The sequence below is a fragment of the Rhizobium sp. O111 genome, from assembly GCF_055616315.1.
In genome coordinates, this window is the sequence record NZ_JBSHXL010000001.1 from 711,340 (window position 1) to 737,010 (window position 25,671).

29 protein-coding genes are annotated in these 25,671 nt (G+C 62.9%); 17 read left to right on the plus strand and 12 right to left on the minus strand.

The window, feature by feature from the left end:
* Positions 1 to 48 precede the first annotated feature (48 nt).
* Together ACVTFQ_RS03535 and ACVTFQ_RS03540 are read left to right on the plus strand one after the other, a co-directional pair.
* Complete coding sequence (locus tag ACVTFQ_RS03535; RefSeq protein ID WP_112437083.1) at positions 49 to 936, plus strand: branched-chain amino acid aminotransferase; 888 nt, start codon at positions 49 to 51, stop codon at positions 934 to 936.
* 230 nt (positions 937 to 1,166) lie between these two features.
* Entirely contained in the window at positions 1,167 to 2,093 is a 927-nt protein-coding gene (locus ACVTFQ_RS03540; RefSeq protein ID WP_112437082.1) for a bestrophin family protein, read from the plus strand.
* A 289-nt stretch (positions 2,094 to 2,382) separates the two neighbouring features.
* On the opposite strand, the gene ACVTFQ_RS03545 is transcribed toward ACVTFQ_RS03540, so the two are convergent.
* Complete coding sequence (locus tag ACVTFQ_RS03545) at positions 2,383 to 3,618, minus strand: multidrug efflux MFS transporter (protein ID WP_470423671.1); 1,236 nt, start codon at positions 3,616 to 3,618, stop codon at positions 2,383 to 2,385.
* Between the two features lie 280 nt (positions 3,619 to 3,898).
* Here ACVTFQ_RS03545 and ACVTFQ_RS03550 point away from each other — a divergent pair, with 280 nt between their 5' ends.
* Positions 3,899 to 4,246, plus strand: coding sequence for a nuclear transport factor 2 family protein (locus tag ACVTFQ_RS03550; RefSeq protein ID WP_111564438.1), 348 nt, complete (start codon positions 3,899 to 3,901; stop codon positions 4,244 to 4,246).
* An 8-nt stretch (positions 4,247 to 4,254) separates the two neighbouring features.
* Here ACVTFQ_RS03550 and ACVTFQ_RS03555 read toward each other — a convergent pair whose 3' ends face one another.
* The 4 genes from ACVTFQ_RS03555 to ACVTFQ_RS03570 all read right to left on the minus strand — a co-directional run bounded on the left by ACVTFQ_RS03555 (position 4,255) and on the right by ACVTFQ_RS03570 (position 6,487).
* The gene (locus ACVTFQ_RS03555; RefSeq protein WP_111564439.1) at positions 4,255 to 4,758 is read right to left on the minus strand and encodes a hypothetical protein; all 504 of its coding nucleotides are present in this window, start codon (positions 4,756 to 4,758) and stop codon (positions 4,255 to 4,257) included.
* A gap of 82 nt (positions 4,759 to 4,840) precedes the next feature.
* Complete coding sequence (locus tag ACVTFQ_RS03560; protein WP_111564440.1) at positions 4,841 to 5,431, minus strand: TetR/AcrR family transcriptional regulator; 591 nt, start codon at positions 5,429 to 5,431, stop codon at positions 4,841 to 4,843.
* A gap of 137 nt (positions 5,432 to 5,568) precedes the next feature.
* Entirely contained in the window at positions 5,569 to 6,018 is a 450-nt protein-coding gene (locus ACVTFQ_RS03565) for a M15 family metallopeptidase domain-containing protein (RefSeq protein ID WP_111564441.1), read from the minus strand.
* Between the two features lie 136 nt (positions 6,019 to 6,154).
* The gene (locus ACVTFQ_RS03570; protein WP_111564442.1) at positions 6,155 to 6,487 is read right to left on the minus strand and encodes a hypothetical protein; all 333 of its coding nucleotides are present in this window, start codon (positions 6,485 to 6,487) and stop codon (positions 6,155 to 6,157) included.
* A gap of 254 nt (positions 6,488 to 6,741) precedes the next feature.
* Between ACVTFQ_RS03570 and ACVTFQ_RS03575 the strand changes: the two genes are divergently transcribed.
* Both ACVTFQ_RS03575 and ACVTFQ_RS03580 read left to right on the plus strand, forming a co-directional pair.
* Positions 6,742 to 7,344 carry a superoxide dismutase gene (locus tag ACVTFQ_RS03575; RefSeq protein ID WP_037180608.1) on the plus strand — a complete coding sequence of 201 codons (603 nt, stop codon included), beginning with the start codon at positions 6,742 to 6,744 and terminating at the stop codon, positions 7,342 to 7,344.
* Between the two features lie 323 nt (positions 7,345 to 7,667).
* Positions 7,668 to 8,516, plus strand: a complete 849-nt coding sequence (locus tag ACVTFQ_RS03580) for a metallophosphoesterase (RefSeq protein WP_111564443.1) — start codon at positions 7,668 to 7,670, stop codon at positions 8,514 to 8,516.
* 24 nt (positions 8,517 to 8,540) lie between these two features.
* On the opposite strand, the gene ACVTFQ_RS03585 is transcribed toward ACVTFQ_RS03580, so the two are convergent.
* Positions 8,541 to 9,455: an AraC family transcriptional regulator gene (locus tag ACVTFQ_RS03585; RefSeq protein ID WP_111564444.1), complete on the minus strand. Its 915-nt coding sequence runs from the start codon at positions 9,453 to 9,455 to the stop codon at positions 8,541 to 8,543.
* A gap of 160 nt (positions 9,456 to 9,615) precedes the next feature.
* On the opposite strand from ACVTFQ_RS03585, the gene ACVTFQ_RS03590 reads away from it, so the two are divergent.
* On the plus strand, positions 9,616 to 10,395 hold the full coding sequence (locus ACVTFQ_RS03590; RefSeq protein ID WP_111564445.1) for an SDR family NAD(P)-dependent oxidoreductase: 780 nt from the start codon (positions 9,616 to 9,618) through the stop codon (positions 10,393 to 10,395).
* Positions 10,396 to 10,440: 45 nt separating this feature from the next.
* Here the strand turns inward: ACVTFQ_RS03590 and ACVTFQ_RS03595 are convergent, their stop codons facing one another.
* Positions 10,441 to 11,145 (minus strand): helix-turn-helix transcriptional regulator, encoded by a 705-nt coding sequence (locus ACVTFQ_RS03595; protein ID WP_047507677.1) that lies wholly within the window; start codon positions 11,143 to 11,145, stop codon positions 10,441 to 10,443.
* A gap of 128 nt (positions 11,146 to 11,273) precedes the next feature.
* Between ACVTFQ_RS03595 and ACVTFQ_RS03600 the strand changes: the two genes are divergently transcribed.
* From ACVTFQ_RS03600 to ACVTFQ_RS03615, 4 genes are all read left to right on the plus strand, one after another.
* A complete protein-coding gene (locus tag ACVTFQ_RS03600; protein WP_111564446.1) occupies positions 11,274 to 11,912 on the plus strand; it encodes a LysE family translocator in 639 nt (212 codons plus the stop codon).
* Between the two features lie 142 nt (positions 11,913 to 12,054).
* Positions 12,055 to 12,507, plus strand: coding sequence for a c-type cytochrome (locus ACVTFQ_RS03605; protein ID WP_111564447.1), 453 nt, complete (start codon positions 12,055 to 12,057; stop codon positions 12,505 to 12,507).
* A 129-nt stretch (positions 12,508 to 12,636) separates the two neighbouring features.
* Positions 12,637 to 13,551 (plus strand): cytochrome c, encoded by a 915-nt coding sequence (locus tag ACVTFQ_RS03610; RefSeq protein ID WP_112437080.1) that lies wholly within the window; start codon positions 12,637 to 12,639, stop codon positions 13,549 to 13,551.
* A 124-nt stretch (positions 13,552 to 13,675) separates the two neighbouring features.
* Positions 13,676 to 14,668, plus strand: coding sequence for a phytanoyl-CoA dioxygenase family protein (locus ACVTFQ_RS03615; protein WP_470423672.1), 993 nt, complete (start codon positions 13,676 to 13,678; stop codon positions 14,666 to 14,668).
* 52 nt (positions 14,669 to 14,720) lie between these two features.
* Here ACVTFQ_RS03615 and ACVTFQ_RS03620 read toward each other — a convergent pair whose 3' ends face one another.
* A complete protein-coding gene (locus tag ACVTFQ_RS03620) occupies positions 14,721 to 15,215 on the minus strand; it encodes a GNAT family N-acetyltransferase (RefSeq protein ID WP_112950202.1) in 495 nt (164 codons plus the stop codon).
* A 267-nt stretch (positions 15,216 to 15,482) separates the two neighbouring features.
* Between ACVTFQ_RS03620 and dmeR the strand changes: the two genes are divergently transcribed.
* From dmeR to ACVTFQ_RS03640, 4 genes are all read left to right on the plus strand, one after another.
* Complete coding sequence (gene dmeR / locus ACVTFQ_RS03625; protein WP_111564450.1) at positions 15,483 to 15,755, plus strand: Ni(II)/Co(II)-sensing transcriptional repressor DmeR; 273 nt, start codon at positions 15,483 to 15,485, stop codon at positions 15,753 to 15,755.
* Between the two features lie 51 nt (positions 15,756 to 15,806).
* Positions 15,807 to 16,853, plus strand: a complete 1,047-nt coding sequence (gene dmeF / locus ACVTFQ_RS03630) for a CDF family Co(II)/Ni(II) efflux transporter DmeF (protein ID WP_111564451.1) — start codon at positions 15,807 to 15,809, stop codon at positions 16,851 to 16,853.
* A 156-nt stretch (positions 16,854 to 17,009) separates the two neighbouring features.
* Positions 17,010 to 17,897: a class A beta-lactamase gene (gene bla / locus ACVTFQ_RS03635; RefSeq protein WP_111564452.1), complete on the plus strand. Its 888-nt coding sequence runs from the start codon at positions 17,010 to 17,012 to the stop codon at positions 17,895 to 17,897.
* 64 nt (positions 17,898 to 17,961) lie between these two features.
* Positions 17,962 to 18,144: a hypothetical protein gene (locus ACVTFQ_RS03640; RefSeq protein ID WP_111564453.1), complete on the plus strand. Its 183-nt coding sequence runs from the start codon at positions 17,962 to 17,964 to the stop codon at positions 18,142 to 18,144.
* Positions 18,145 to 18,558: 414 nt separating this feature from the next.
* Here ACVTFQ_RS03640 and ACVTFQ_RS03645 read toward each other — a convergent pair whose 3' ends face one another.
* The 4 genes from ACVTFQ_RS03645 to ACVTFQ_RS03660 all read right to left on the minus strand — a co-directional run bounded on the left by ACVTFQ_RS03645 (position 18,559) and on the right by ACVTFQ_RS03660 (position 23,900).
* Entirely contained in the window at positions 18,559 to 19,017 is a 459-nt protein-coding gene (locus ACVTFQ_RS03645; protein WP_111564454.1) for a hypothetical protein, read from the minus strand.
* 147 nt (positions 19,018 to 19,164) lie between these two features.
* Positions 19,165 to 21,501, minus strand: coding sequence for a glucose/quinate/shikimate family membrane-bound PQQ-dependent dehydrogenase (locus tag ACVTFQ_RS03650; RefSeq protein ID WP_112437078.1), 2,337 nt, complete (start codon positions 21,499 to 21,501; stop codon positions 19,165 to 19,167).
* Between the two features lie 312 nt (positions 21,502 to 21,813).
* A complete protein-coding gene (locus ACVTFQ_RS03655; protein WP_111564456.1) occupies positions 21,814 to 23,310 on the minus strand; it encodes a protein adenylyltransferase SelO in 1,497 nt (498 codons plus the stop codon).
* A 65-nt stretch (positions 23,311 to 23,375) separates the two neighbouring features.
* Entirely contained in the window at positions 23,376 to 23,900 is a 525-nt protein-coding gene (locus ACVTFQ_RS03660) for a hypothetical protein (protein WP_210208065.1), read from the minus strand.
* A gap of 225 nt (positions 23,901 to 24,125) precedes the next feature.
* On the opposite strand from ACVTFQ_RS03660, the gene ACVTFQ_RS03665 reads away from it, so the two are divergent.
* The 3 genes from ACVTFQ_RS03665 (at position 24,126) to ACVTFQ_RS03675 (ending at position 25,611) form a co-directional block, all read left to right on the plus strand.
* The gene (locus ACVTFQ_RS03665; RefSeq protein WP_162718287.1) at positions 24,126 to 25,109 is read left to right on the plus strand and encodes a phosphatase PAP2 family protein; all 984 of its coding nucleotides are present in this window, start codon (positions 24,126 to 24,128) and stop codon (positions 25,107 to 25,109) included.
* A 120-nt stretch (positions 25,110 to 25,229) separates the two neighbouring features.
* Positions 25,230 to 25,493 (plus strand): ribbon-helix-helix domain-containing protein, encoded by a 264-nt coding sequence (locus ACVTFQ_RS03670; protein WP_111564459.1) that lies wholly within the window; start codon positions 25,230 to 25,232, stop codon positions 25,491 to 25,493.
* Positions 25,468 to 25,611, plus strand: coding sequence for a hypothetical protein (locus ACVTFQ_RS03675; protein ID WP_181459317.1), 144 nt, complete (start codon positions 25,468 to 25,470; stop codon positions 25,609 to 25,611). The genes ACVTFQ_RS03670 and ACVTFQ_RS03675 overlap by 26 nt, the downstream gene beginning before the upstream one ends.
* Positions 25,612 to 25,671 lie beyond the last annotated feature (60 nt).

Below are 25,671 nucleotides of genomic sequence, written 5' to 3' on the forward strand. Positions count from 1 at the left end.
TCTGCACGCGGGGTTTTGTCTCCCTGCAATTTCTTGAAGGAGAGTCTCATGGCCGTCGATACATCGCCCCGTTCCAACACCTGGACCTATGTCGAGGGAGAGTGGCTGACCGGCAACCCGCCGCTGATCGGGCCGACCTCGCATGCCATGTGGCTGGCCTCCACCGTCTTCGACGGCGCCCGCTGGTTCGACGGCATCGCGCCGGATCTCGACCTGCATTGCCAGCGCATCAACCGCTCGGCAGTCAACATGGGCTTGAAGCCGGTGAAGACCGCTGAAGAGATCGAAGCGCTCGCCTGGGAAGGCATCAAGAAGTTCGACGGCAAGACGCCGATCTACATCAAGCCGATGTACTGGGGCGAGCATGGCTCGGCCGGCAGCGTCGTCACTGTCGATGGCGACAGCACGCGCTTCGCGCTCTGCCTGTTCGAAGCCCCGCTTGGCAACAACAAGCCGAACTCGCTCACCGTCTCGCCCTTCCGCCGCCCGTCGCCGGAAACCGCAATGACCGACGCCAAGGCCGGCTCGCTCTATCCGAACAGCGGCCGCGCGATCGCGGAAGCGAGAAGCCGCGGCTTCGACAACGCCCTGATGCGCGACATGAACGGCAATGTCGCCGAGACCGCGTCTTCGAACGTGTTCCTCGTCAAGGACGGCGTCGTCAAGACCCCTGTCGCCAACCGCACCTTCCTCGCCGGCATCACCCGCGCCCGCGTCATCGGCCTTTTGCGCCAGGCCGGCTTCGAGGTCCGCGAGGAGACGCTCTCGGTCGACGACTTCATGGCGGCCGACGAGATCTTCACCTCCGGCAACTACTCCAAGGTCGTCGGCGTCAGCCGCCTCGACGGCCGCGAACTGCAGGAGGGCCCGGTCACCCGCAAGGCGCTCGAAATCTACATGAATTGGGCATTTGGTCGCAGCGCAAGCGACAGCTGATCTGCTATTGAGGGAGGAGAGCGTGGCCCCCTCATCCCCGGCGCAACTCGTTGTGCCTGAACCCTTCGGGCCACCTTCTCCCCGCGGGGGAGAAGGGGAGGTCGGCGCGAGCGGCCTGCCCCGAGTCTCTTCTCCCCCACGGGGAGAAGGTGCCGGTAGGCGGATGAGGGGGCCACACACGCTACGTTGAAAGTCGTCATCACTCCCACCCCCACCTGGTCCCTCGCATCATGATCGTGCGCCCCCGCCCAACCCTCTTCAAGCTCTTCTTCATTCTCCGCGGCTCGATCATCAAGCGCGTCCTGCCGCAGATCATCCTCACCGCCGTGCTCTCCTCGCTGGTCGTGCTCTGTCACACGCTGAGGCCCGGTATGCTGCCTGTGTTCAACGGCGCCCCCTTCGCGCTTCTCGGCATCGCGCTGTCGATCTTCCTCGGCTTCCGCAACAACGCCTGCTACGACCGCTGGTGGGAAGCGCGCCGGCAATGGGGCGTGATCGTCTTCTCCGCCCGCCACTTCGCCCGCCAGACACTGATCCTCGAAGCAATGTCGGGCGAAGCCGGAAAGGAAGCCCGCAAGCGCGTGCTGACGCTCGTCATCGCCTTCGTCCAGTCGCTCGTTCCGCACCTGCGCACCGGCATCTCCCGTCACAAGGTCGAACGCTTGCTGCCGGAAGCGATCAACGCCCACTACGCCGCCAGCCGCAACCCGCCCGAAGCACTGTCGCTGGAAATCGCCCGCGAACTCGCCGACCTCCGCGCCAAGGGCTTGCTCACCGACATCAACTACCAGATGCTCGACCGAACGCTCGCCGACCTCACGCTCGCCCAGGCCTCTTGCGAGCGCATCCGCTGGACGCCGGTCCCCTTCGGCTACACACTGCTATTGCACCGCACCGCCCATCTCTTCTGCCTGCTGCTGCCCTTCGGCTTCGACGACGTACTCGGCTGGTTCATGCCCTTCGCCACCGCACTCGTCGCCTACACCTTCTTCGGCCTCGACGCGCTCGGCGACGAGCTGGAAGAACCCTTCGGCAAGCAACCCAACGCACTCCCGATCGAGGCGATCGCCGACACGGTCGAGATCAACATCCGCGAAGCCATGGGCGAGAAGGACCTGCCGGCGCTGCCGGTGGCGGTGGATTATTTGTTGATGTAAGGGGTGGCACCTTCCGCGACGGCTGGTGTCGCGAGGCACGAAAGCCGTTTTATATCAATGGCTTAATGGCGAAAGACAATTCTCCGCCGTCATCCTCGGCCGTCGTGCCGAGGATCTAAGGACGTCTCCGCGAATGCAACGGCGCGGCTTCTAGGACAGCCGTGGCCATAAACACTAGCCCACGCCCCCGGTCGATCCATCCAAGTCGAGCGCGTTGCTGCGTGCTTAGATACTCGGGACAAGCCCGAGCATGACGCCGAGAGCGTGGAATCCTAGCAACTCCAAAACCTTACGTGCGCACCGCATCCCCCCGCGGCCGCACCATCCAAGAATACGCCGCCCCGGCGATCAGCAGCACGCAGGTGCCGAGGAACACCGCCCGCATGCCGATATGTCCGCCGACGAAGCCGCCGAGCAGCGGCCCCGCGACCTGGCCGACATATTGCGACGAGACTGACCAGCCGAGGATGCTGCCCGCCGCGCTGTCGGGGACGCTGTGGCGGATGACGGCGGAGATGCAGGGAAGCAGGCCGCCGAGCGCCACGCCCATCAGGAAGCGCAGCACGATCAGCTGCCATGACGAGGTAACGAACGCCTGCGGGATCAAGAGCAGGCCGGCAATGCCGAGCGCGCCTGCGATGACAGGCCAGTGGCCGATCCTGTCCGCGAGCTTGCCCAGCCGCGAGGCCGAAAGGATGCTGCCGAGTGCGGCCGCCGACATGACGATGCCGGCGATGATGGTCACCCGCGCCGCGTCGTGCACCAGCTGCGCGACATAGACGGTGATGATCGGCTCGATCGACATGTTGGCGAGCATCAACAGCATGCCGGTGAAGAGCATGGCGATGACGGGTCGCTTATCCGGTATCGAGGCCCAGCCGCCGCTCTGCTTGGCGGCCTTCTTGCGGGCAGGGGACTTCTCCTCTTTGATGAGAAACAGCGTCGCCAGAAAAGCGAGGAAGATCATCGCGCCGGCGGCGAGAAACGTGCCGCGAATGCCGATCAGGGGCGGCAGCACGCCGCCGATCAGCGGCCCGACCAGATTGCCCGCCATGATGCCTGAGGCCAGCGTCCCCAGCGCCCAGGCCGAACGGTCCTTCGGCGTCTGCGTCGCCACCAGCACCATCGAGCCCGACGAGTAGCCGCCCGCCAGCCCGACGAAGAGCCGGAGCGCCACCAGCTGCCAGACGTTTCCGGCCATGCCCATCAGCGAGATCGCAACGGTCATGCCGAGGCTGGCGCGCACCAGCATCAGCTTGCGCCCATAGATATCGCCCAGCCGTCCCCAGAGCGGCGCCACGAAGGCGGCGGCGAAGAAGGTGGCGCCATAGGCGATGCCCGACCATTGCACGATCGCGGCATGGTCGCTGACGCCGAGCTCCTCGACATAGAGCGGTAGAAAAGGAAGGAGCAGCGTCATCGCCACGATGGTCGTGAACGAGCCGACAAGCGAAACGGCCAGATTGCGTTTCCAATGGATCGAGCCCGGCGCGGCCGCGCCGGCATCCTCTGTCTTGTCACTCATGTCAGGGCCTTCTGCATCATCGATCGTCCACATCGCAAGGGAAAGGCGGCACTGATGTCGATCACAAACCGGTCAGGCCCGGGCGAGGGCCGGGCGGAGCGGGTGAGGAAAGACAGGAGAGCCTCCGTTTCCGGTGGCACGCCATCGGTATAGCCCTTCCGCAGACAGCCCATCAAGGACGGATACGGGGCCATTCCGTTCGCCCGATGTCGGATTTCGCCTCGTGGGGCTGGCCTTTTGTCCGTGTGACCGCAGTTTCTGAAGGAGGAGGAGAAATACTATGACGGATGAAACCGACACAAGGCGCGAGAAAACGGTCCGCGCCCTCTACGCCGCCTATATCGATGGCCGCAAGGATATCGTCGCGGCCATGCTGACGGAGGATTTCACCTTCTCCAGCCCGCGCGACGACCATATCGACCGCGACGCCTATTTCGAGAGGTGCTGGCCGGCGTCGCCGCCATTTACGCGCATGGAGATCGAATATCTCGGCCTTGCGGGCGATGAGGCCGTGGTGCGCTACCGCGCCGTCAAACACGACGGCGGAGCGTTCCGCAATATGGAAACGCTCCGCTTCAGGGGTGACAGGCTTGCGGCCGTCGAGGTCTATTTCGGCCGTGAGGCCTAGTTAGCCAGTTACGCAATCACCCGCCGCGCCTGGCCGCGCGAGACGAGAAAGGCCTGCGCAAGGCTGCCGGCGGCAAACAGCACCACCCAGATCAGCAAAGCAGTCTGCACCGGCGGCGAATCCGGGCCGTTGCCGATCGGGTGTGAGGGCGGCAGGCGCGACAGGGTCTCGTTGATCCCGGGCACCCAGAGCAGGAAATAGGTGAAGGAGAAGCCGAGGTTTCTTAGATAGGGGATCAGCCGCCCTAAGAAGCTAAGTTTCGGCAGCACGAGACAGATGGCGGAGACGAGAAGCACGACAATCGCCAGCGCATGGCCGGGATTGAAGCCGCCGGTGGAAGACAGGCCAAAGGCGCTGATGGCTGATAGAGCCAGCGTCGCGAGATAGACCTTGCCGACCGTCGTTTCCGGGCGGATGGTCCGGTATTTGGCAAAGCTGTAGAGCCCGGCAACGGCAGGGATGATGCTGATGGCGGTGTGGATCTCACCGAGAAGCGAAAGCGGATTGGCCATGTCTGTTTCCTTTTGCGAACCAACCAGTCGGTCGGCTTGAAGAACGAGAAGAGGGGTAGGAAATGCGCATGCACGTCACGTATCAGGTCGAAGCGATCTGGCGGGTCAGCCTCTGCAGCGCCGGCGCTGTAATGCTTGCATAAAGTTCCGCGTCGCCACCGGCGACCCGTGCCGCCAGCATGGCGCCGTGCACCGTGGCGACGAGAATGCGGGCGCTACGCTCCGCATCCTCTGTACTCGTCAGCTCGCCCTTTCTCAGCCCCTCGTCGATGAAGCCGGTGAGCCAGGTGGTGAGCTCGTCGAAATGCGCCTTCACTTGTTCGGCGACCTCGGCCGGCAGGCTCGGCAGCTCGGCGGCGAGAAGGGCTGCGATGCAAAACGGCGCGTTGTTGTCGCGGATGCATTGTTCCCAGAAGCCGACATAGCCGGCAAGCCGCCGGCCGGCGCGCGGCTCATGCGCCGCCATCGCCGCCAACCCATCCTCGGTCGCCTGCCGGTAGCGGGCGATCACCGCGACCACGAGATCGGCCTTGCCGGGGAAGTGATGGTGGATCGTCGCTTTGCCAATGCCCAGCGCCGCGGAGATATCCGCATAGCTGAAGGCGTTGTAGCCGCGGTTGACGATCAGCGACTGCGCGGTGTCGAGAATGCGTGTGTATGTGTCCGATGCCATGAATGGGAGTCTACCGACTAGTTGGTCGGTCGTCAATGGGGCGCACGGAAACGTGACTGGCGAGCTGAGACTGGTATTGCCGGCAGCGCGGAGCAGGGCACCCGCACACCGTTACGGCCCGCTCCCACGCGCGGACGTCAGTCTTCGTAAAGCTTCGATTTCTTCGACCATTTGCGCCAGGGATGCAGCTCATAATGCGGCATGTCCCAGCCGTCGCTAAAGTTGCCGTCCATGTTCCAGTCGATACCTGCACGCAACAGGAGCGTCTTGCCGTCGAGGCCTTTCAGCCCAAGCTTTTGCGGCAGCGGCATGATCACTCCGTAGAGCCTGATGAAAGCCTCCTTGTCGTTCCAGTCATAGGGCGCAGGAAACAGATCGAAGGCTATGGCCGGCACGTAGTTATGGGCCGAATCGCCAAAATGCACCTTCGCAAAACCGCCATTGAACGCCCGCTCCTGCGCATCGCGCCCGCGCGTCGAATCGAGCACCTTGAAATCGATCTCGCGGATCGCCGCTTGGGCGATGGCCTGCAGATGTGGATGGCATTTCGCAAGGGCGGCAAGCGATGCGCTGCTGAAATGAAACATGACATCCTCCCATGCCGCGCCATCTATGGGCCGGCGTGGGAAGGCTATCGAAATTCAGGTTGCGCGTACACAAATCGAATGCAATCCTTGATTGCGCATAGGGCGGCTGTGTGGCTGAAGACAGGGGGGCGCCGCCTCACTCGTCCGGCAAGATCCCCATCCGCTCGGTCTCCAGTTCCGTCCCAAGCTCCACCGCCTTGGTCTTCTTGTCGTAGATGCAGAAGTAGCTGACGAAACCGTTGGCGCCCTTTGGCTTGCCCGTCACCAGCGCCATGCCGAAATTCTCGCTGCCGAAGGGATCGACCACGGCATGCGGCAGTTCCACCTGCGCGCGCGCCGCCATCTCGCATTTTCCCTGCACCTCGGCTGCAAAATCCTGCCAGCCGTCGCCCGAGGAGGCCAAGGCGGTGCCGCCCGCGATCTGAAAAGCCGCGATGAAGACGGCCGCAAAGCCGATCGGGTGGAGCATAGGGTGCCCTGTAACGCCAAGCCTCATACTGAGCCCTCGCACATTTTCGGCCCTCGCGCCCAAGCTTGGAAGGCCTTGCCGTAAAGCACTGTCATCATGATTGATTTGCGCCTTGCATGCCAAGCCCTTAGCGCGGTTAAATTTTCTTCCGCAGCGGTCTTTTTTGACATTTCGCAGGTTGCCTCACCAAGCTTGCGCTCCTATGTTCCCGCACACCTGCCGATTACGCAAACTATTGCCAAAAGGAGACGACCATGGCTTTTGAATTGCCTGAACTTCCCTACGATTACGAAGCGCTGCAGCCTTTCATGTCGAAGGAAACCCTGGAGTTCCACCACGACAAGCACCACAAGGCTTATGTCGACAACGGCAACAAGCTCGCGGCGGAAGCCGGTCTCGCCGACCTCTCGCTCGAAGAAGTCGTCAAGAAGTCCTTCGGCACCAATGCCGGCCTCTTCAACAACGCTGCCCAGCACTACAACCACGTCCACTTCTGGAAGTGGATGAAGAAGGGCGGCGGCGGCAACAAGCTGCCTTCCAAGCTCGAAGCGGCCATCAACTCCGATCTCGGCGGCTATGACAAGTTCAAGGCCGATTTCGTCGCTGCCGGCACCACCCAGTTCGGCTCCGGCTGGGCCTGGGTTTCCGTCAAGAACGGCAAGCTCGAAATCTCCAAGACCCCGAACGGCGAAAACCCGCTCGTCCACGGCGCCACCCCGATCCTCGGCGTCGACGTCTGGGAGCACTCCTACTACATCGACTACCGCAACGCCCGTCCGAAGTACCTCGAAGCCTTCGTCGACAGCCTGATCAACTGGGACTACGTCCTGGAACGCTACGAAGCCGCAACCAAGTAAGCCGGTTTTTTAGAGAGTGATGAGAGCACCCGGTGGAGACGCCGGGTGTTTTTGTTTTGTGGGGCGAGGGGTGTGTCGCCGGCGTTGCGCTCGTGGCCCCCTCATCCGCCTGCCGGCACCTTCTCCCCGCTGGGGAGAAGAGACTCGGAAGCCGGCCGCTCGCTCCATCTTCCCTTCGCCCCATAGGGGAGAAGGTGGCCCGCAGGGTCGGATGAGGGGGCTCCGGGCACCCCAGCATCCGTTAAGCGACCACTTGCGCATTCCCCCTCCGCGTTGATGATAGCTGTCACATCCCTGTCACCCACCCCACCTAATCCGGCACCATGACCCAACCGCTCCCCTTGTTCCGCTTCGGCATCATCGCCGACCCGCAATACGCCGCCCGTGAGCCGCATGCCGGCATGGATCGCTATTACGAAAACAGCCCGGCCAAGCTGAAAGCCGCGATCGAGGTCTTCAACGCGGAGGATCTGAGCTTCGTCATCACGCTGGGCGACATCATCGACCGCGATTTCAAAAGCTTCGACACCATCTTGCCCGTCTATGACGCCCTGAAGCACGACAATCTGTTCCTGCTCGGCAACCACGACTTCGCCGTCGCACCCGAGCATCTGGAAGACGTCGCCGCCCGCCTCGGCATGCCGGCGCCCTATTACAGCCTCGCCAACCACGGCTGGCGCTTCATCATGCTCGATGGCAATGAAGTCAGCACCTTCGCTCCGGAGGAGGGCCACCCCTACCGCGAGATCGCTGCCGAAAAGCTCGCCGAACTCCGTGCCGCGGGCGCCATCAACGCCGAAGCCTGGAACGCCATGATCAGCGATCGCCAGTTCGACTGGCTGAAAGCCGAGATCGCCGACGCCGCCGAGCGCGGCGAACGCGTCATCGTCATGAACCACTACCCTGTCTACCCGCCCAACCAGCACGACTGCTGGGACCGCGAACGCATGATCGAGCTCCTGGCAAAGAGCCCCAACGTCATGGCCTATTTCAACGGCCACAACCACGTCGGCAATTACGGCGCGGTCGACGGCTGCCACTTCGTCAACTTCAAGGGCATGGTCGACACCGAAGCCGAAAACACCTTCGCCATCGTCGACGTGCATGCCGACCGCATCGAGATCCGCGGCTTCGGCCGCGAGGAGAGCAGGGTGCTGGCGCTGAGGGGCTGAGCCTAGGCGATCCCCGGCAAGCTCCTAAGCCGCCGCCGTCTCCATCGGCGACGCTCTCATCTCGCTCACATCCCGCTTCGGCGGCGTGCCGAACATGCGGGTGTATTCGCGGCTGAACTGCGAGGCGCTTTCATAGCCCACCTGATAGGCGGCGCTTGCCACATTGGCGCCGTCGGTCACCATCAGGCGGCGGGCTTCGAGCAGGCGCATGTGCTTCTGGTATTGCAGCGGCGTCATCGAGGTCAGTGTCTTGAAATGCTGGTGGAAGGAGGAGGGGCTCATGCGCGCCACGGCCGCCAGTTCCTCGATCCTCACCGGTTCGGCGAAATTGTCGCGCAGCCGGTAGATCGCATCGCTCATCCGCCGCGCATGGCTGCCCGGAAGCGCCAGCTTGCAGATCTCGCGGCCGTTCGGCCCTGTCAGCAGCCAGTAGCAGATCTCCCGCATGATCGAGCGCGCCAGCACCGGGATGGCCTTCGGCGTCTCCATGAGATTGAGCAGCCGGCGCACGCAATCCTGCAGCGCTTCGTCGAAATCCTGTACGAAGACGCAGGCGATGCCGTCGCCGGAGGGTTTGGGCGGATTTTCGAGATCGTCCATCACCTCGCGCATCAGGACAGGATCGAAATCGATGTTGAGCCCGAGATAGGGCTGCTCAGGGCTCGCCTCGACGATCTGGCCGGAGGCGGGGAGTTCGACGGTGACGATCAGCAGCTGGTTCTCGCCATAGTCGAGCACCCGGTCGCCGCTCAAGATCCGCTTGGCGCCCTGCAGCACCACGCAGATGGTCGGCCGGTAGATGCGGTGATGCGGTATCACCGGCTGGCTGACGCGCGAAATCGCAAGCCCCGGCACGGGCACCGGCATGGCAAACGACCCATCGCCGCCACCGACCGCATCGATATAGCGCGACACCATGTCCTTCAGCGCTTCCGCCATGCTGCTCTCCATCAAAACCACTGGGAGTGATCTTAGATCACTGGCTTCAGGCCGCAAGTCGATTGGAGGAATAGGCAAGAAATTCGAGAGTTCCGGCATTCAGCAGAGAGGGTGTGCAGGCGTAGCATCAGGCCATCGAATGAGCCCCAAGGAGCCTGTCATGCCGAGTGAAAATCAAGCAAATTCAAAGAACAAGATCGCCATCGTCACTGGCGGTGGTCGCGGCCTCGGCCGCAACACGGTGGTCAGCCTCGCCAGGCGCGGCGTCGATGTCATCCTGACCTACAACACGAATAAGGCAGAAGCCGAAAGCGCCGTCGCCGAGATCGAGGCGGCCGGCGCCAAGGCTGTCGCCCTCCAGCTCGACACCGGCAATGCCGGTTCGTTCGACGCTTTCGTCGCAAGCGTCCGGCAGGCGCTGGAAGCCTTCGGAGCCAGGGATTTCGATTATCTCGTCAACAATGCCGGCACCAGCTACCACGCCTCGATCGCCGAGACGACCGAGGAGGCCTTCGACGGCCTCGTCAATGTCCACCTGAAGGGCGTCTTCTTCCTGACGCAGAAGCTCTTGCCGCTGATGGCCGATGGCGGCCGCATCATCAACATCTCGAGCGGTCTTGCCCGCTTCAGCGTTCCCGGCAGCTCGGCCTATGCGGCCATGAAGGGCGCGGTAGAGGTCTTCACCCGTTACCTCGCCAAGGAACTCGGCGCCCGCGGCATCACCGCCAACACGGTCGCGCCGGGCGCTGTCATGACCGATTTCAGCGGCGGCATCGTTCGTGACAATCCCGTGGTCAACAAGATGGTCTCCGACATGACAGCACTCGGCCGCCCCGGCGTCGCCGACGATATCGGCCCGATGATCGCCTCGCTGCTCTCTGAGGACAATCGCTGGGTCAACGGCCAGCGCATCGAAGTCTCCGGCGGCGCCGCCCTCTGAGGATGAGAAACGGCCGTCCCCGTGATCCCAGCCACGGGGACGGCGTCAGATCGCCGAAACGGCGGCCGGCGTCTGTGTCCACCCCGAGGTCCAGAGCGTCCGCAAACCGTCGCCTTCGCCCTTGAAGAAGCCCTCGGCCTCCACGCAGCGCTCGACCCTGTCGCTGCGGAAATTGCGGATCGCCTCGCGCAGCTCGCACCATGCAACGATGTTCGAGCTCTGCGAGTAATAAATGAGCGCGATCGGCCGGATCGTGCGCTGGCTGCCCCGGCCGAGCTCGTCGCGATAATCGAGCGTCAATTTTCGCTCGTCGCGGATCGCGCCGCGCACCAGCGAGAGATCCAGACCCTCCGGCGAGGGCGCGATCGTGCCCCAAGCGTAGAGCGCCTTTCCCTCCATCGCTTCTCGGAGCGGTGCCGGCACGGCGCCTGAAATCTTCTGGTTCACTCTCTTGGCGGCCTGCTTCAGCGCCGCGTCGCCGGTGCGTTCCACCAGCGCCAGCGAGAGCACGATCGCCTCCATTTCCTCGATCGTAAACATCAGCGGCGGCAGGTCGAAGCCGGGCCGGAGAATATAGCCGATCCCACGCCCGCCCTCGATCGGCACGCGCATCGCCTGCAGCGCCGCGATGTCGCGGTAGATCGAGCGAACCGTCACCTCCAGCGCCTCGGCCATGACGGCGGCCGTCACCGGTCGCTTCGCCAGCCGCAGCAGCTGTATGATCTCGAAAAGCCGGGACGCCTTGCGCATATCCTCTCCTCCGCCAAACGCTCCTGACACTACACTGTCAGTTGGGCCGTCGTACAGATCACCCTATCGAATTGAAATTCAACGCTATCCGCAAGCTCTGCATCGCGGATCGACGATAGGCAACTGACATGACCTACAGCGAAAACCTCTGGCTCTATTTCACCCTTCTCTTCGGCATCATCATCGTCCCGGGCATGGACATGCTCTTCGTGCTCGCCAATTCGCTGACGTCTGGCCGGCGCGCCGGCATGGCGGCGACGGCGGGCATCATGGCGGGCGGGGCGGTGCATTCGCTCTATGGCGCCATCGGCGTCGGCCTCCTGGCGACGCTGCTCCCGGCGCTTTTCAACCCGCTGCTCTTCATCGGCGCCGCCTACATGGCCTGGATCGGCTACACGCTGATCGCAAGCTCAATCACGGTTTCATCAGTCGAAGGTGGCACGAGCGGTTCGGGCTGGCGCGCCTTTCGCCAGGGCGCCATCACCTGCCTCATCAATCCGAAGGCCTATCTCTTCATGCTGGCGGTCTATCCGCAGTTCCTGAAGCCCGTCTATGGGCCGATCTGGCTGCAGGGCATCGTCATGGGGCTGATGACCATGGCAACGCAGGCGGCGATCTACGGCACCATCGCCGTCACCGCCTCGCGCAGCCGCACGCTGCTGATCTCCAACCCACGCGCCACCATCCTCGTCGGTCGCATCGCCGGCGGCCTTTTGGTGGCGATCGCGATACTGACTGCCTGGCATGGCTGGCGGGCGCCGGCATGAAAAACGCCGAAACCGCAAATTCCTGAATTTATTGCACTCTCACCCACTTGTTACTTTTTAGCTGAGATTAATTTGCCATCATGCCCGCGTAAAAACGAAGCGCCGGGCTTCGAAAATCTCGGTATCGAAGAGGAGTGGAGACATGAGAGTAAAAGCAATCGTCGCGGCCATCATGGTCGCCGGCATGGGGGTCACGTCGGTGTTGGCGGCCGGAGAGGGCACGCATGACGCACGCGTTGCCATGATGAAGAAGATCGGCGGCGCCACCGGCGCGCTCTCGGGCATCGCCAAGGGCGACAAGCCCTATGACGCCGAAGCCGTGAAGGCGGCGCTGACCACGATCTCGGAAAACGCCAAGGCCTTCCCGGATCAGTTCGGACCCGGCACGGAAAACGCCTCCGCCGATTCCGAGGCGAGCCCGAAGATCTGGGAAAACATGGATGACTTCAAGGCCCGCTCGGCAAAGCTCGGCACGGATGCCGATACGCTGCTCGCCCAGCTTCCGGCAGACGCCGCAGGCGTCGGCGCTGGCCTGAAGACGCTTGGCGCCAACTGCGGCGGCTGTCATCAGAACTACCGCGTGAAGAAGGAATAGGTCTCCCCTTTCTGTTCGCCCGGGGGGATCCTCCCTTGGGCGATCCGTCTTCTGCGATCCGTCCGGCCTTGCCCGCCGGGCGGATCGCTTTATGTCCAGTAAGCGTCAAGGACGATGGGAGAGCAGTGCATGTTTCGCAGGTTTATCAGGTTTGTTCTCTGTCTCGTCGGCGTCGCCGTCTTGGGCGGCGCCGTCTTCTACCTGGTAACCGCGCCCAACCCGCTGCCTGAGAGCCATTGGGCGAACCTCGGCGCTCCTGACGTCAAGAACGGCGAGATGGTCTTCTGGGCCGGCGGCTGCGTCAGCTGTCACGCGGCGCCCAGTGCCGAAGGCGATGCCAAGCTGACGCTGTCTGGCGGGCTGGCGCTGAAGAGCCCCTTCGGCACCTTCCACGTCCCCAATATCTCCAGTGACGAGCAGGCCGGCATCGGCAACTGGACGCTCGCTCAATTCGGCAATGCCATGAAGCGCGGCGTCGCGCCCAACGGCTCGCATCTCTATCCGTCCTTCCCCTATGCCTCCTATACGCGGATGACCGACAAGGACGTCAACGACCTATACGCCTACATGAAGACCCTGCCGAAGAGCAGCAACGTCGCGCCGCCGCATGAGCTGCCTTTCCCGTTCAACATCCGGCTGGCGCTTGGCGGCTGGAAGTTTCTCTATTTCAACGACAGTCCGCGCGTCGTGCTTCAAAATGCCGACGACAAGGTCAAACGCGGCCAGTATCTGGTCGAGGGCCTCGGCCATTGCGGCGAATGTCACACCCCGCGCGATGCGCTGGGCGGCCTGAAGCCGGATCTGTGGCTCGCCGGCGCTCCCAATCCGGAAGGGCAGGGCACCATCCCCAACATCACGCCGGGCTCGAAAGCCATCGGCGAATGGAGCGAGGCCGACATCGCCAACTACCTCGAAACCGGCTTCACGCCCGATTTCGATTCGGCCGGCGGATCGATGACCGAGGTGCAGCAGAACGTCGCCCACCTACCCAAGGCTGATCTGGAGGCGATTGCCGCCTACCTGAAGGCGGTGCCTGGCCATTGAGGGTAGAAATACCCCAAAATCGCCGCATTGCAGCATTTATTAGCAAATTCGACTGAATGCCCCGCAGTGGCGCATGCCGCTGCCGAATGACGATCCTCAAACGTCTTGCGAAAGGCCAGCTGAAATGCACAGCTCATCAGTATCTCCCGCCAGTGGTGCCGCCTTGAACGCCTCCGCAAATGATCTCGAAGCGGTCGCGCGCAAGGGCGGCAAGCTCAAGCGCATGGCGGTCCGCATTCCCACCTACATGGCCGATATCCGCGAGAACCCGGCCTGGCTGCCGATGTTCCTGCTCGCCCGCACCATTCCCGGCCGCCGCGCCCACTGGCTGACGGCCAGGAAAAGCAACGGCGCGATCGACAACCTCCCGACCATTTTTAAAGGCGTGAACGCCGAAACCGCCGTGGATGCGCTGAACCGCGACGGTATCTTCCCCGATTTGCAGTTGCCGGCTGATATCACGCAGGAGATATCCGCCTTCGGCCACGCCACCCCGTGCTTCGGCAATTTCGACCGCAAGATAGAGTTCAGCGCATCGGATCATCGCGCCACCGAAGACCGGCTCGGCCGCCCCATCCTCTCCGGCCACCATTTCGAGCGGGCGCTGGATTGCCCGGCGGTGCTGACCGTGCAGCGCGATCCGCTGTTGTCGGAGATCGCCCGCCGCTATCTCGGCGCCCAGGCGCAACTGATCACCACCCGCACATGGTGGAGCTTCCCCACCAAGGCCAGCGAAGCCGACCGCAGCCTTGCCTCGCTCGACAAGTATCACTTCGATCTCGACGACTGGCGGATGCTGAAGTTCTTCTTCTATCTCGTGGATGTGGATCAAGGCACCGGCCCGCACGTCTTCGTCCGGGGCAGCCACAACAAGCGCCGCATGAAGCACCAGCTGACATTGCTGGTCGGCCACCCCGCCGACGAGATCATCGACTATTACGGCAAGGACAGCCCGATCACGTTGACCGGCAAGGCCGGCTCCGGCTTCGTGGAAGACCCCTTCGGCTTCCACATGGGAACCGTCGCCACCGAAAAGCCGCGCCTGATGATGGAAATCGGCTTCGGCGTCTCCAAACCCTCCCGCCGCCGCTTCCACGGCGAACCGGTGCTGCGCTGAAAGGCGCAGCCGCCGATGCGATTGGGGGCGCCACAAAGGGCCGTCTGAACCTCTAAGCCAGCGCCTGCAGATAGCGCATGCCGGTGACCGGGCGCGGGATGAAGTCCATGTGTTCGTAGAAGCGGTGCGCCTGGATGTTGCCGGTCGCGGCGCTGACCGAGAGGTAGCCGCAGCCGGCGTTGCGGGCGGTATCGCGGGCGCGGTTGACGAGATGCTGGCCGACGCCGTGGCCGCGATGGCCGTCGCGCACGAAGAGATGGTGCAGATCCATGCCGCGCGCGCCTTCCTGCGCGCGGTAGAGCGGCACGAGAATGGCGTAGCCGATCAGGCCTTCGTCGGTTTCCGCGACCAGCGCGGTGATCCAGGGCAGGGGGCCGAACAGGTCGCGCTCGAGCTGCTCCGGCGTCGAGCCGGCGGCGTCGCCGTGGTGCTTGGCGAGCAGCGCGATCATGTCGTTGAGTTCGGGAAGGTCGCGCGGCTTGGCCGCACGGATATTGATCACCGGCGGGCGGATCAATGAGATTTCGCTGCCTTCGATGTCGGTCATGTCTTTACGTCCCGGTCTGGCGTTTCGTGGTGTTCTGCCGTCAGGACGCTTGAGATACAACAAAGCCGCCTGACGGCGGCTTGTTGACAATAAGATCTGTCCAGCCGCCCTTTACAGGTACAGCCAAAAATACGAGCGGTTGATGTGCGCGTTCTTGATCATGGCGCAATACATCTTCCCAATTCTTCGTCTTGTCAAGCCGTGCGCCCGCTTTCCTTCCGTCTTCATTTGAGATAGGGTACCCCCCTATCCTATATCGAGAAGATCATGTCCCACACCCAGCACAACAAGAAAAAGCTGATCGCCCGCATCAACCGGCTGAAGGGCCAGATGGATGCGGTGGAGCGGGCGCTTGAGGCCGAAAAGCCCTGCGGCGAAATCCTGCAGCTGCTCTCCTCCATCCGCGGCGCGCTGAACGGGCTGACCGGCGAGGTGCTGGATGACCACCTGCACGAGCATGTGCTGCACGCTGCCGACGAGAAGGCGCGCAGCGAGGCCGTCGAGGAAATTTCCGAGGTTCTGAGAACCTACGTCCGCTGATGCGCCTGAGGGCGCGAGACCACTGACAAGGCCACCGACAAGGAGCGTGCGATGAGCGCACAGACAAACAACCTGCAGCACGAGCACGTCTTCCTCGGCGAGGACCATGACCGTAACACCCGCCGCATCTGGCTCGTCATCGCGCTGACCGCCTCGATGATGGTGGCCGAGATTGCCGCCGGCACCTGGTATGGCTCGATGGCGCTGGTCGCCGATGGCTGGCACATGTCGACCCATGCAAGCGCCATGCTGATCTCGGCGGTTGCCTATCTTTACGCCCGCCGCCAGGCCCACAATCCGCGCTTCACCTTCGGCACCGGCAAGCTCGGCGATCTCGCCGGCTTCGCCAGCGCCATCATCCTGGCGCTGATCGCGCTGCTGATGGCCTATGAAAGCGTGCTGCGCATCGCCAATCCGGTTCCGATCAGCTTCTCCCAGGCCATCGGCGTCGCCGTCCTCGGCCTCGCCGTCAATGTCTTGAGCGCCTGGCTGCTGAAGGACGACCACCATCACCACGGCCACGCGCATGGCCACAGCCATGGGAGCCACGGTGATCGCGGCTCCCATGCCCACCACGGTTCGCATGCGCACCACGGCGACCATGCGCACCATAGCTCCCACGCCCGTCACGGTGACCACGCCAGCCACGCCCCGCGCGCCACCGACAACAACATGCGCGCCGCCTATGTCCACGTCATCGCCGACGCGCTGACCTCGGTGCTCGCCATCGCGGCACTTCTGCTCGGTAGCCTCTATGGGTGGCTCTGGCTCGATCCGCTGATGGGCATCGTCGGCGGCGTCATCATCGCGCAGTGGGCCTGGGGCTTGATGAAGGCATCCGGCGCCGTTCTGCTCGACACATTGCCGGCGGCGGGCGATCTGCCCAAGGCGATCCGCAAGGTGGTCGAGACCGATGGCGACGAAATAACCGATCTGCACGTCTGGCAGGTCGGCCCTGGCCACCACGCGGCGATCGTCGCCGTCGCCACATCGGCCCCGCGCGCGCCGTCCTTCTACAAAGAGAAGCTCGCGACGCTCGGCCAATTGTCGCATGTGACGGTCGAGGTCACGCAGATGGCGGCCAAAAAGGCCGCCTGACGCTTGTGATGCCAGAGAAGGGCTTGATGCCGGGAATGCGAATCTGAAAGATCAACGCATTCCGATGGCGAAGGCGCGGGCGACGCAAGCGGGCCACAATCCCGCTTTAACCCCGTACTCATTGATGCCTTCATCGATTCTGGCAGAGGTCTTTTCATGCATCCCTTTTCGCTCCGCCGCCGCACACTGCTCGGCTCCGCATTGCTCGCCCCGGCGCTGTTACTGCCGGGGATCGTTCGCGCCGAAGAGAGCGACGACGAGATCGACCGCCGCATCGGCGCGCTGGAAAAGCAGATCGGCGGGCGCATCGGCGTATCTGTTATCGATACCGAGACCAACATCTCCTTCGGCTATCGCGAGACCGAGACCTTCCCGATGTTCAGCACCTTCAAGGTGCTCGCCGCCGCCATGGTGCTGTCGCGCGTCGACAAGGGCGAGGAAAATCTCGAGCGCCGCGTGGTCTACGAGAAGGAACAGCTCATCGCCTATTCGCCCGAGACCGAGAAACATGTCGGCGGCGAGGGCATGAGCGTCGGCGATCTCTGCAAGGCGGCGATCACGCTGAGCGACAACACCGCGGCCAATCTCATCCTTGAAAGCCTTGGTGGCCCGAAGGAACTGACCAACTGGCTGCGCACGCTCGGCGACGGCTCCACCCGCCTCGACCGCATCGAGCCCGATCTCAACGACATCGCCAAGGACGACCCGCGCGACACCACCACGCCCGATGCCATGCTCGACACGCTCGGCAACATCACGCTCGGCTCGGTCCTGTCGGAGCCCTCGCAAAAGACGCTGATCGAGTGGCTGGTCGCCAACACCACGGGCAACGAACGCCTGCGCACCGGCCTGCCGGAAACCTGGAAGATCGGCGACAAGACCGGCACCGGCAAGAACGGCTCCGCCGCCGACATCGCCATCTGCTGGCCCCCCGGCCACGGCCCCATCCTGATCGCCGTCTACGTCACCAACGCCACGGTCACGACCGCCGAGATCAACCCGGTGTTCGGCGAGGTGGGGCGGATCGTGGCGGAGATGGTGTGAGGGGGCGGGCGGCTTGCTGAGCAACGACGCCGGCATTAGACTGAAACCCTCACGGAGAAGCCAGATGGCGCACGACGAGACGGGTGCTGGCAAAGGCCAGAGCGAGCCGGAGGCTCCGCAGGATCAATCCGACGACACATTGGTCGAGCGGGGACTTGCGTATGGTCGCGCACTGCGGGCTCGCGCCGGAAACGATCGCGGCCCAGTTGCGGACAAGGCCTTCGTCGATAGTCTCTACGAACGCTGAAAACGTTTGTCAGTAGATTTTCAGCTCTGCAGTACCCATTGGTGCGCAACAGGATCTGCAAAATTGTCGAGATATTTCATATACCTACAGTGCAAATATGAATCTCGCTCGCATCTGCTTGAATCAATCTCTTAATCCCAAGCACCACGGTTAAATCTTAGCCGAAGCGCCCCCATCCTCTCCCTCATTCTCGCCCTTGTGGCGGGAATCCAGCCGACACGCGTCCGCGCGGCGAGAAGACTCTTCTTCGGACGAATGCTGGGAGCAGGTCATTCACGGCGCAGACGCGCCGTGGCTGGATTCCTGTCACAAGGACAGGAATGAGGGTGGAGTTTGTGGCGCCCGGAGAGGCCTATCGCAGCGGCAGCGATCATGGGCCGCGATCTCGCGTCCCACCAAGCTACACGGCAAGACTCACACCGCGCCGATATCCGCCGCAGCACTCTCGCCCTTGTCGTCATTGCCCGTCAGCTGGCGCTTCACCTCGTCGGCGATCTGCTTTTCGATCGCCGCGCGGTCGTCCATCGACATACCCTTCAGGCTGTCTTCGGTCATCCCGAGGCTGTCGAGCACCTGCTTGCGGATGCGTTCGGCGAGCGTCATGTTGGCGAGGTCGCTGAATTCGCTGACGATGGCGTCGTGGCGGGCCTTGGCGTCGTCTTCCACACCTGACATCGTCTGGCTTTGGTCGGTCGCCTGCAGCGCCCACATCGTGCTGGAGATCGAGGGCGGCGTCGTGCTGGGTGCAAGCGACGCGCCCGTCTGGCGAATGCTGTCTTCGATCGTCATCGGCTGCTGCTTGTTGCGCTGGCCGGATTGCTGGAAAAGATTGCTCAAGCCATAAGCGCTCGAGATGCCGTCGCCGATCTTCATGAAAATTCCCCCTGAGACAATGCACGGAAGAATTGCTTCGATAAGCCTGCGCCAGCCTTTCGTTGTCATAATCGCGCGCTGTCCATCAAAGGCCCAAACGCAAAATGGCCGCCCGGAGGCGGCCATTTCGGTGGTCGTTGAAACTGCTTAGGGCAGCGTGTAGGCGATGACGTAGTCGCCCGGCTTGGTGCCGATCGATCCGTGTCCGCCGGCCACCATCACGACATACTGCTTGTTGTCTGATGTCGTGTAGGTCATCGGCGTCGACTGGCCGCCGGCCGGCAGGCGGGCCTGCCACAGTTGCTTGCCGTTGGTCACGTCATAGGCGCGCAGGTAGTCGTCGACCGCGGCACCGAGGAAGGCAACGCCGCCCTTGGTGATGATCGGGCCGCCGATACCGGGAACGCCGAGCTTGAAGGGCATCGGCAACGGGCTCATGTCGCGAACCGTGCCGTTCACCAGCTTGTAGGCGGTCTTGCCCGTGGTGAGATCGGCGCCGGCGACATAACCCCATGGCGGTGCCTGGCAGGGAATGCCGAGCGGGCCGAGGAACGGACCCATGACCACACCATAAGGCGCGCCGTCATTGCGGTTCAGGCCCTGTTCGCTGCCCTTTTCGCCCGCACCCTTCGGCGGGATGTCGGCGGCGGGCACCAGGCGCGAGGTGAAGGCCAGATAGGTCGGCATGCCGAACATGATCTGCCGTTCCGGATCGACCGCGACCGAGCCCCAGTTGAAGGTGCCGAAATTGCCCGGATAGACGATCGTGCCTTCCAGCGACGGCGGCGTATAGCGGCCTTCATACTTGTAGCGGTGGAACTCGATGCGGCACGCGAGCTGGTCGAACAGCGACACGCCCCACATGTTCTTCTCATGCAGCGGCGGCGGCGAGAAGGTGAGGTCCGAGATCGGCTGCGTCGGGGAAGCATGATCCTCGGGGATCGTGCCCTGCGGCGCGGGGATTTCCTTGAACGGAATGATCGCTTCGCCGGTGCGGCGGTCGAGCACGTAGAGGTCGCCCTGCTTGGTGGGCGCCACGAGTGCCGGAACGACGGTGCCGTCCGCCTTCTTCATGTCGAAGAGCACGGGCTGTGCCGGAACGTCCATGTCCCACAGGTCGTGATGCACGAACTGCTGGACCCAGCGCAACTGGCCGGTCTTCATGTCCAGAGCCACGACCGACGACGAGAATTTCTCGACATTGGCGCTTCTGTTCATGCCGAGCTGGTCGGGCACCTGGTTGCCGAGCGGCACGTAGATCAGGCCGAGACCCTCGTCAGCGGACAGAACCGACCAGCTGTTCGGCGAGTTCGTCGTGTAGGTCTGCCCCTCGGGCAGCGGCGTCGTGACGTCGGGGTTGCCCGAATCCCAGTTCCAGACCAGCGCGCCGGTGTGGATGTCGAAGGCGCGGATGACGCCGGACTGCTCCTGGGTGGAGTAGTTGTCGTTGACAGCGCCGCCGATGATCAGCTTGCCGTCGATCGCCACCGGCGGCGAGGTCGAGTAGTAGTAGCCGGCGGGGTTGTACTTCATGCCCTTTTCGAGGTGCAGCGTACCCTGTTCGGCGAAATCGGTGCAGACCTTGCCGTCGAGCGCGTCGAGCGCGATCAGGCGGGCATCGGCGGTCGGCAGGTAGACGCGGTCGACGCAGGGAGCGCCGGCAGCCGCTGCCGTATCGTGGTAGTAGGTCACGCCACGGCACGTCTGGTGCTGTCGGTCCGGGTTCATGCCGGAATTGGCGTCGAACTTCCACTTTTCCTTGCCGGTCTTGGCATCAAGCGCGATGGCAAGGTTGTGCGGCGTGCAGATGTACAGCGTATCGCCAACCTTGAGCGGCGTGACCTGGTAGGTCGTCTCGCCGACGTCATCCGGCCGCTTCACGTCGCCGGTCTGGTAGCGCCAAACCTCTTTCAGGTCCTTGACGTTGCTGACGTTGACCTGCTCCAGCGGCGAATAGCGCTGGCCGAAGGGTGTGCGGCCATACTGGTGCCACTCGCCGTCGGTCACCGTGCCGCCAAATGTCGTGGTGCCGGTCATGGCCGTCGGCAGGCTGCCGTTCTGGTCATGCGGGTCCGTCGTCATCGAATAGCCGGCAACCACGATCGCGATCAGAACCGGAATGGCGAGCGGCCAGGGGCTGGCCGGGTAGGGCGCGCCGGTCGTGCCGGAGAAGCCGAGCGGACGGCGGATCGAGGGCGTAAGCAGCCACAGGCCGAGCAGGATGATCAGGCCGCCGCGCGGTCCGAGCTGCCACCAGTCGAAGCCGACTTCGTTGATCGCCCAGACGAGCGAAACGACGACGAGCACGGCATAGACCCAAAGGGCCGACGCCTTGCGCTTCAAGAGCAGTGCAGCGGTCAGCAGGAACATGATGCCTGCGAAGAGATAGAAGAAGTTACCACCGAGCAGCACGAGCCAGAGCCCGCCTCCGCCGAGTGCCAATCCTATCAGAATGAAGAGGATGGATGTTAAGACGATCGCCATCAGGCCGGTCTCCAACTGAAATGCATAAAGCTCCCGAGGGGGATCGGGAGTGGTCAGGAATGCACGCAAACGGCGAACAAGACATTTTGCCGCAAGCGTCATCAGCGGAAATAGAGCGGCCCCATCTGCCTTTCAACCGCCACAATATGGGGGTGCGCAAACTGGCTAGAAAATGCGACAGAATCTGGATTTACGGGCGAGCGTTGAATCGATGTTTCGTTAGCTGCCACGAAAAAGCCATGAAACGCAGGCGCTTGGCCGCGTCGAAAGGTCACGACGGACGCTAGCGTCCTGGTAGTGGAATGCGGCCAGTCAGGTCCCGCAAAATGTCTGCAACACCCGCTCCTCGGGCTTGGGCGGCTGCATGTAGGCGGTAAACTCCGCGTGATCCTCATAGGGCCTGGCGAGAACGTCGAGCAGCGCTTCGAACAGCGAGAAATCCGCATCCTCGACGGCGGCTGCGATCGCTTGCTCGATGCGGTGATTGCGCGGGATGAAGGCGGGGTTGGCGCCAAGCATCGCCACGCTGCGCTCGTTCGGAGTCGTCGTCTCGCGCGCAAGCCGCTCCCGCCAGCGCAGCAGCCAATCCTTCGCCGCGGCGCTGTCGCTGAACGTATCCAGGAACGCGTCTTCGGCACTGTCGTCGGCCGCCAGATGCGACAGGCGCCGGAAGCTCAGCGTGAAATCCGCCTGTCCCGCCTGTATGGTCGAAAGCAGCGACTGGATCAGCGAGAGATCGTCGTCCTCGACATCAGCAAGACCGATCTTCTCGCGCATCCCCCGCATCCAGTGCAGCTGGAAACGCTCGCCATAATCCTTGATGACGACATTGGCGATCTCCACCGCCTTGTCCTGATCGGCGTCGATCAGCGGCAGCAGCGTTTCGCCAAGCCGCGCCAGGTTCCATTGCCCGATGCCGGGCTGGCTGGCATAGGCGTAGCGGCCGTTCTGGTCGATCGAGGAAAACACCGTGCCGGGATCATAGGCATCCATGAAGGCGCAGGGGCCGAAATCAATCGTCTCGCCCGAAACGGTCATGTTGTCGGTGTTCATCACGCCATGGATGAAGCCGACATGCAGCCACTTGGCGATCAGCGCCGCCTGCCGTTCAGCAATAGCCTCGAACAGCGCGATATAGGGATTGGCTCCGTCCTTCAGCTCGGGATAATGCCGGTCGATGACGTAATCGGCGAGCGCCCGAACGCCCTCGGTATCGCCGCGCGCCGCAAAGAACTGGAAGGTGCCGACCCGGATATGGCTCGCCGCCACGCGGGTAAACACCGCACCCGGCAGGATCTGCTCGCGATAGACAGGCTGCCCGGTCGAGACCGCCGCCAGCGCCCGCGTCGCCGGCACGCCGAGCGCGTGCATGGCTTCGCTGACGATATATTCCCGCAGCACCGGCCCGAGCGCCGCGCGCCCGTCACCCCGCCGCGAAAACGGTGTCGCCCCGGCACCCTTCAGCTGGATATCACGGCGCCGGCCTTTGATGTCGATCACCTCGCCAAGCAGGATCGCCCGCCCGTCGCCGAGCTGTGGCACGAAGCTGCCGAACTGATGCCCGGCATAGGCCATGGCCAGCGGATCTGCGCCCTCAGGCACGAGATTACCGGAAAAGATCGCGGCCCCATCACGTTTCAAAACCTCGATATCGAGCCCGAGCTCTCGCGCCAGCGGCTCGTTGAGCTTGATTAGCCACGGCTCGGCGGCGGCGGACGGCGCCTGCCGGGCAAAGAAATTCTGCGGCAACCGCGCATAGCTGTTGTCGAAGGGGAAGGGGCGCGACGTCTGTGCGGGTGCAATGGTCATAGGCTTTAGGTAGGGCTCAGGCCCTGCCGGCGCAAGCGCTCAAGCGCCGTGTGTTGGCCCAAACTTCATCGGTTGCGCCCGCCGCCACCACCGCCTCCGCCGCCGCCACCACCTCCGCCTCCGCCTCCGCCATGGCCACCGCCTCCTCCGCCGTGACCGCCCCCACCACCTCCACCGCCGCCGCCCTTGCCACGGCCATTGCGGGAAGAGGCCTGCGCGCCATTGCCGGTATCGTCCGGGTATTCGACCTCCGCCGTGGACTTGACGATCGTGTTCGCCCGATAGGGAACGATGCTGACCGCGCCCAATTCACCCTCAGTCTTCTGGCACGTATAGTGCGTGCTCCCACCATTGCGGATCAGCACGTCGTTGCCGCCCTTGCTTTTGACGAAAGTCATGTCGTGGCCGACGAGCCGCGCACTTTTCTTTCCAAGCTTCTCGCTCTTCATCTGGTAGAAGGTCCCGTTGACGCTAAGGACCGATTTCTCCCAGTAGACATCGACAGAAGGGCTGCCGCCGCATTTCTGATAAGCCTCGGCACTCCCCGCCACGAGAACGGTCGCGGCCGCCACGATGAGATATAGACGCATCTGCCCCTCTCTCCCATTTTCGCCGACGGCCAAGGCGCCCCGGCGCTCCTCCGGTGAGAGCTTGAGCGCGTTGGCGGGAAATGCAATTCGGAAATAGGAGGTAATGCCGCGCCAAGACCGTCGATCGCGTGCGAGATGCAACCAGTTAGCGATTTCCTATTAACTTTCCCCTTATGGTTATTTGCTAGTGGTTTCAAATATCCGACACGGGTATTCGAGGTTGCAATGGGCGTTGATAATGCGAAGCGCGTGACGGAGATGGTCGTTCTGGGGGCCTACGTCTCAACCTTTGGTCTGGCTGCCGTCAGCGGATTGGCCATCGACCTCGCCGGTATCGCTCCTATTCTCGCTTGTGCTGCCGCGTTCTTGCTGATTGCTGCTCTTTGCACACGATTTGACATGCCGCGTGTGCGAGAGGGCACGACATGTGTCGCCTATGGATTCCTGCTCACGACACCAATTGCACTAGCAACGTATCTTGCTATTCGGCTGAACCTGCCCCTGCAGGATCACAACCTCGCGGCCCTGGATGCGGCAATTGGCTTTGATTGGCACTATGTGATTGGCGTAGTCGATGGCCATCCGGTACTCGCCATCATCTTGAACGCAGCATACGGCACATTCGCATTACAGTTGCTGCTTTGGCCGCTTTTGCTGGCGATCGCCGGCCACGCAAAGCGGGCGCATGTAATGGTCGCCAGTTTTGCGGTCATCTGTTTTCTATCCAGCCTCATCTCTGTTTGGACACCTGCGGTCGGCACCTACTCCTACTATGGCTTCGATGGCTCCCTGTTAAAAAACCTCAACCCGCTCTACGGCTACGATTTCCTCGACCAGTTCAACGCTGTTCGCGAAGACGCCAATTTTGTCTGGAGCGTTGAGGCCAGCAAAGGCATTTTGACCTTTCCCTCCGTCCATGCAGCTGTGGCTTTCCTGTGTGCATGGGCCGCGTGGTCGCTTGCACCAGTAAGATACCCGGTGATCGCCTTGAACGTCGCGATGGCATGCTCCGCGGTAACCAATGCCAATCATTATGCAGTTGACGTCGTCGCAGGTTGCGCGGTGGCGATGGTCTCGATTGCTTTCATCGTCTGGGCAAGTCGCCTCGGTCGTACACCGGCCGCGGTTAAAAGCGCGCCGCTCCCGCAAGGCGCGACACCTCTTGATGGCCCGCAAGTGCTTTATCCGCGAAGCGCGGCGGAGGGATGATTCCGCCACTATAATCCCCGCAATCTTGTTGCCGCGACCGACCCCGCGCGCCGATTGCTGCCGCATGGCCGCAGTGGTAGGATTAAATCGCACCTCCAGACGCAAACGCGGGAGCCACACATGGAAAAGCTCAGCATCACGCTGCCAACGGAAATGGTCGATGTGATCAATGCCGAGATCGATGCCGGCGCCTTCGCCTCCACCAGCGAAGTCATCCGCGCCGCCATGCGCGCCTGGATGCGCCAGGAGGAAGAGCACAAGGAACGCATCGCCGCCATAAGGGCGCGGGTGCAGGAATCGCTTGATGATCCCAGGCCGAGCCTGAGCAGCCAGGAGATGGCTGCCTGGATAAAGACGCTTGCGAACAAGCATCATCAGGAATGAACGCGTAGAGCGGCGCAGCATCGTCATACTCTACCGCGTCGAGCCCGACACCATCCTCATCACCAACATCTTCTCCGGCGGTCGCGACTACGAAACGCTGATGCGCGATCATCGCTAATATACCCATACGCTGAGCTCACATCAGCCTTGCCATTTCAGCATAACCCCGCCACATTTG

Excerpts from the sequence above, each read along its gene's own strand:
- ACVTFQ_RS03595 (WP_047507677.1), bottom strand. The coding sequence starts at position 11,145 with ATGCGCAAGGCGTCCCGGCTTTTCGAGATCATACAGCTGCTGCGGCTG.
- ACVTFQ_RS03610 (WP_112437080.1), top strand. The coding sequence starts at position 12,637 with ATGTTTCGCAGGTTTATCAGGTTTGTTCTCTGTCTCGTCGGCGTCGCC.
- ACVTFQ_RS03560 (WP_111564440.1), bottom strand. The coding sequence starts at position 5,431 with ATGGCATCGGACACATACACACGCATTCTCGACACCGCGCAGTCGCTG.
- ACVTFQ_RS03565 (WP_111564441.1), bottom strand. The coding sequence starts at position 6,018 with ATGTTTCATTTCAGCAGCGCATCGCTTGCCGCCCTTGCGAAATGCCAT.
- ACVTFQ_RS03600 (WP_111564446.1), top strand. The coding sequence starts at position 11,274 with ATGACCTACAGCGAAAACCTCTGGCTCTATTTCACCCTTCTCTTCGGC.
- ACVTFQ_RS03615 (WP_470423672.1), top strand. The coding sequence starts at position 13,676 with ATGCACAGCTCATCAGTATCTCCCGCCAGTGGTGCCGCCTTGAACGCC.
- ACVTFQ_RS03545 (WP_470423671.1), bottom strand. The coding sequence starts at position 3,618 with ATGAGTGACAAGACAGAGGATGCCGGCGCGGCCGCGCCGGGCTCGATC.
- ACVTFQ_RS03650 (WP_112437078.1), bottom strand. The coding sequence starts at position 21,501 with ATGGCGATCGTCTTAACATCCATCCTCTTCATTCTGATAGGATTGGCA.
- ACVTFQ_RS03540 (WP_112437082.1), top strand. The coding sequence starts at position 1,167 with ATGATCGTGCGCCCCCGCCCAACCCTCTTCAAGCTCTTCTTCATTCTC.
- ACVTFQ_RS03555 (WP_111564439.1), bottom strand. The coding sequence starts at position 4,758 with ATGGCCAATCCGCTTTCGCTTCTCGGTGAGATCCACACCGCCATCAGC.
- ACVTFQ_RS03645 (WP_111564454.1), bottom strand. The coding sequence starts at position 19,017 with ATGAAGATCGGCGACGGCATCTCGAGCGCTTATGGCTTGAGCAATCTT.
- ACVTFQ_RS03550 (WP_111564438.1), top strand. The coding sequence starts at position 3,899 with ATGACGGATGAAACCGACACAAGGCGCGAGAAAACGGTCCGCGCCCTC.
- ACVTFQ_RS03640 (WP_111564453.1), top strand. The coding sequence starts at position 17,962 with ATGGCGCACGACGAGACGGGTGCTGGCAAAGGCCAGAGCGAGCCGGAG.
- bla (WP_111564452.1), top strand. The coding sequence starts at position 17,010 with ATGCATCCCTTTTCGCTCCGCCGCCGCACACTGCTCGGCTCCGCATTG.
- ACVTFQ_RS03605 (WP_111564447.1), top strand. The coding sequence starts at position 12,055 with ATGAGAGTAAAAGCAATCGTCGCGGCCATCATGGTCGCCGGCATGGGG.
- ACVTFQ_RS03535 (WP_112437083.1), top strand. The coding sequence starts at position 49 with ATGGCCGTCGATACATCGCCCCGTTCCAACACCTGGACCTATGTCGAG.
- dmeR (WP_111564450.1), top strand. The coding sequence starts at position 15,483 with ATGTCCCACACCCAGCACAACAAGAAAAAGCTGATCGCCCGCATCAAC.
- ACVTFQ_RS03660 (WP_210208065.1), bottom strand. The coding sequence starts at position 23,900 with ATGCGTCTATATCTCATCGTGGCGGCCGCGACCGTTCTCGTGGCGGGG.
- ACVTFQ_RS03670 (WP_111564459.1), top strand. The coding sequence starts at position 25,230 with ATGGAAAAGCTCAGCATCACGCTGCCAACGGAAATGGTCGATGTGATC.
- ACVTFQ_RS03655 (WP_111564456.1), bottom strand. The coding sequence starts at position 23,310 with ATGACCATTGCACCCGCACAGACGTCGCGCCCCTTCCCCTTCGACAAC.
- ACVTFQ_RS03620 (WP_112950202.1), bottom strand. The coding sequence starts at position 15,215 with ATGACCGACATCGAAGGCAGCGAAATCTCATTGATCCGCCCGCCGGTG.
- ACVTFQ_RS03580 (WP_111564443.1), top strand. The coding sequence starts at position 7,668 with ATGACCCAACCGCTCCCCTTGTTCCGCTTCGGCATCATCGCCGACCCG.
- ACVTFQ_RS03585 (WP_111564444.1), bottom strand. The coding sequence starts at position 9,455 with ATGGCGGAAGCGCTGAAGGACATGGTGTCGCGCTATATCGATGCGGTC.
- ACVTFQ_RS03665 (WP_162718287.1), top strand. The coding sequence starts at position 24,126 with ATGGGCGTTGATAATGCGAAGCGCGTGACGGAGATGGTCGTTCTGGGG.
- dmeF (WP_111564451.1), top strand. The coding sequence starts at position 15,807 with ATGAGCGCACAGACAAACAACCTGCAGCACGAGCACGTCTTCCTCGGC.
- ACVTFQ_RS03570 (WP_111564442.1), bottom strand. The coding sequence starts at position 6,487 with ATGCTCCACCCGATCGGCTTTGCGGCCGTCTTCATCGCGGCTTTTCAG.
- ACVTFQ_RS03575 (WP_037180608.1), top strand. The coding sequence starts at position 6,742 with ATGGCTTTTGAATTGCCTGAACTTCCCTACGATTACGAAGCGCTGCAG.
- ACVTFQ_RS03590 (WP_111564445.1), top strand. The coding sequence starts at position 9,616 with ATGCCGAGTGAAAATCAAGCAAATTCAAAGAACAAGATCGCCATCGTC.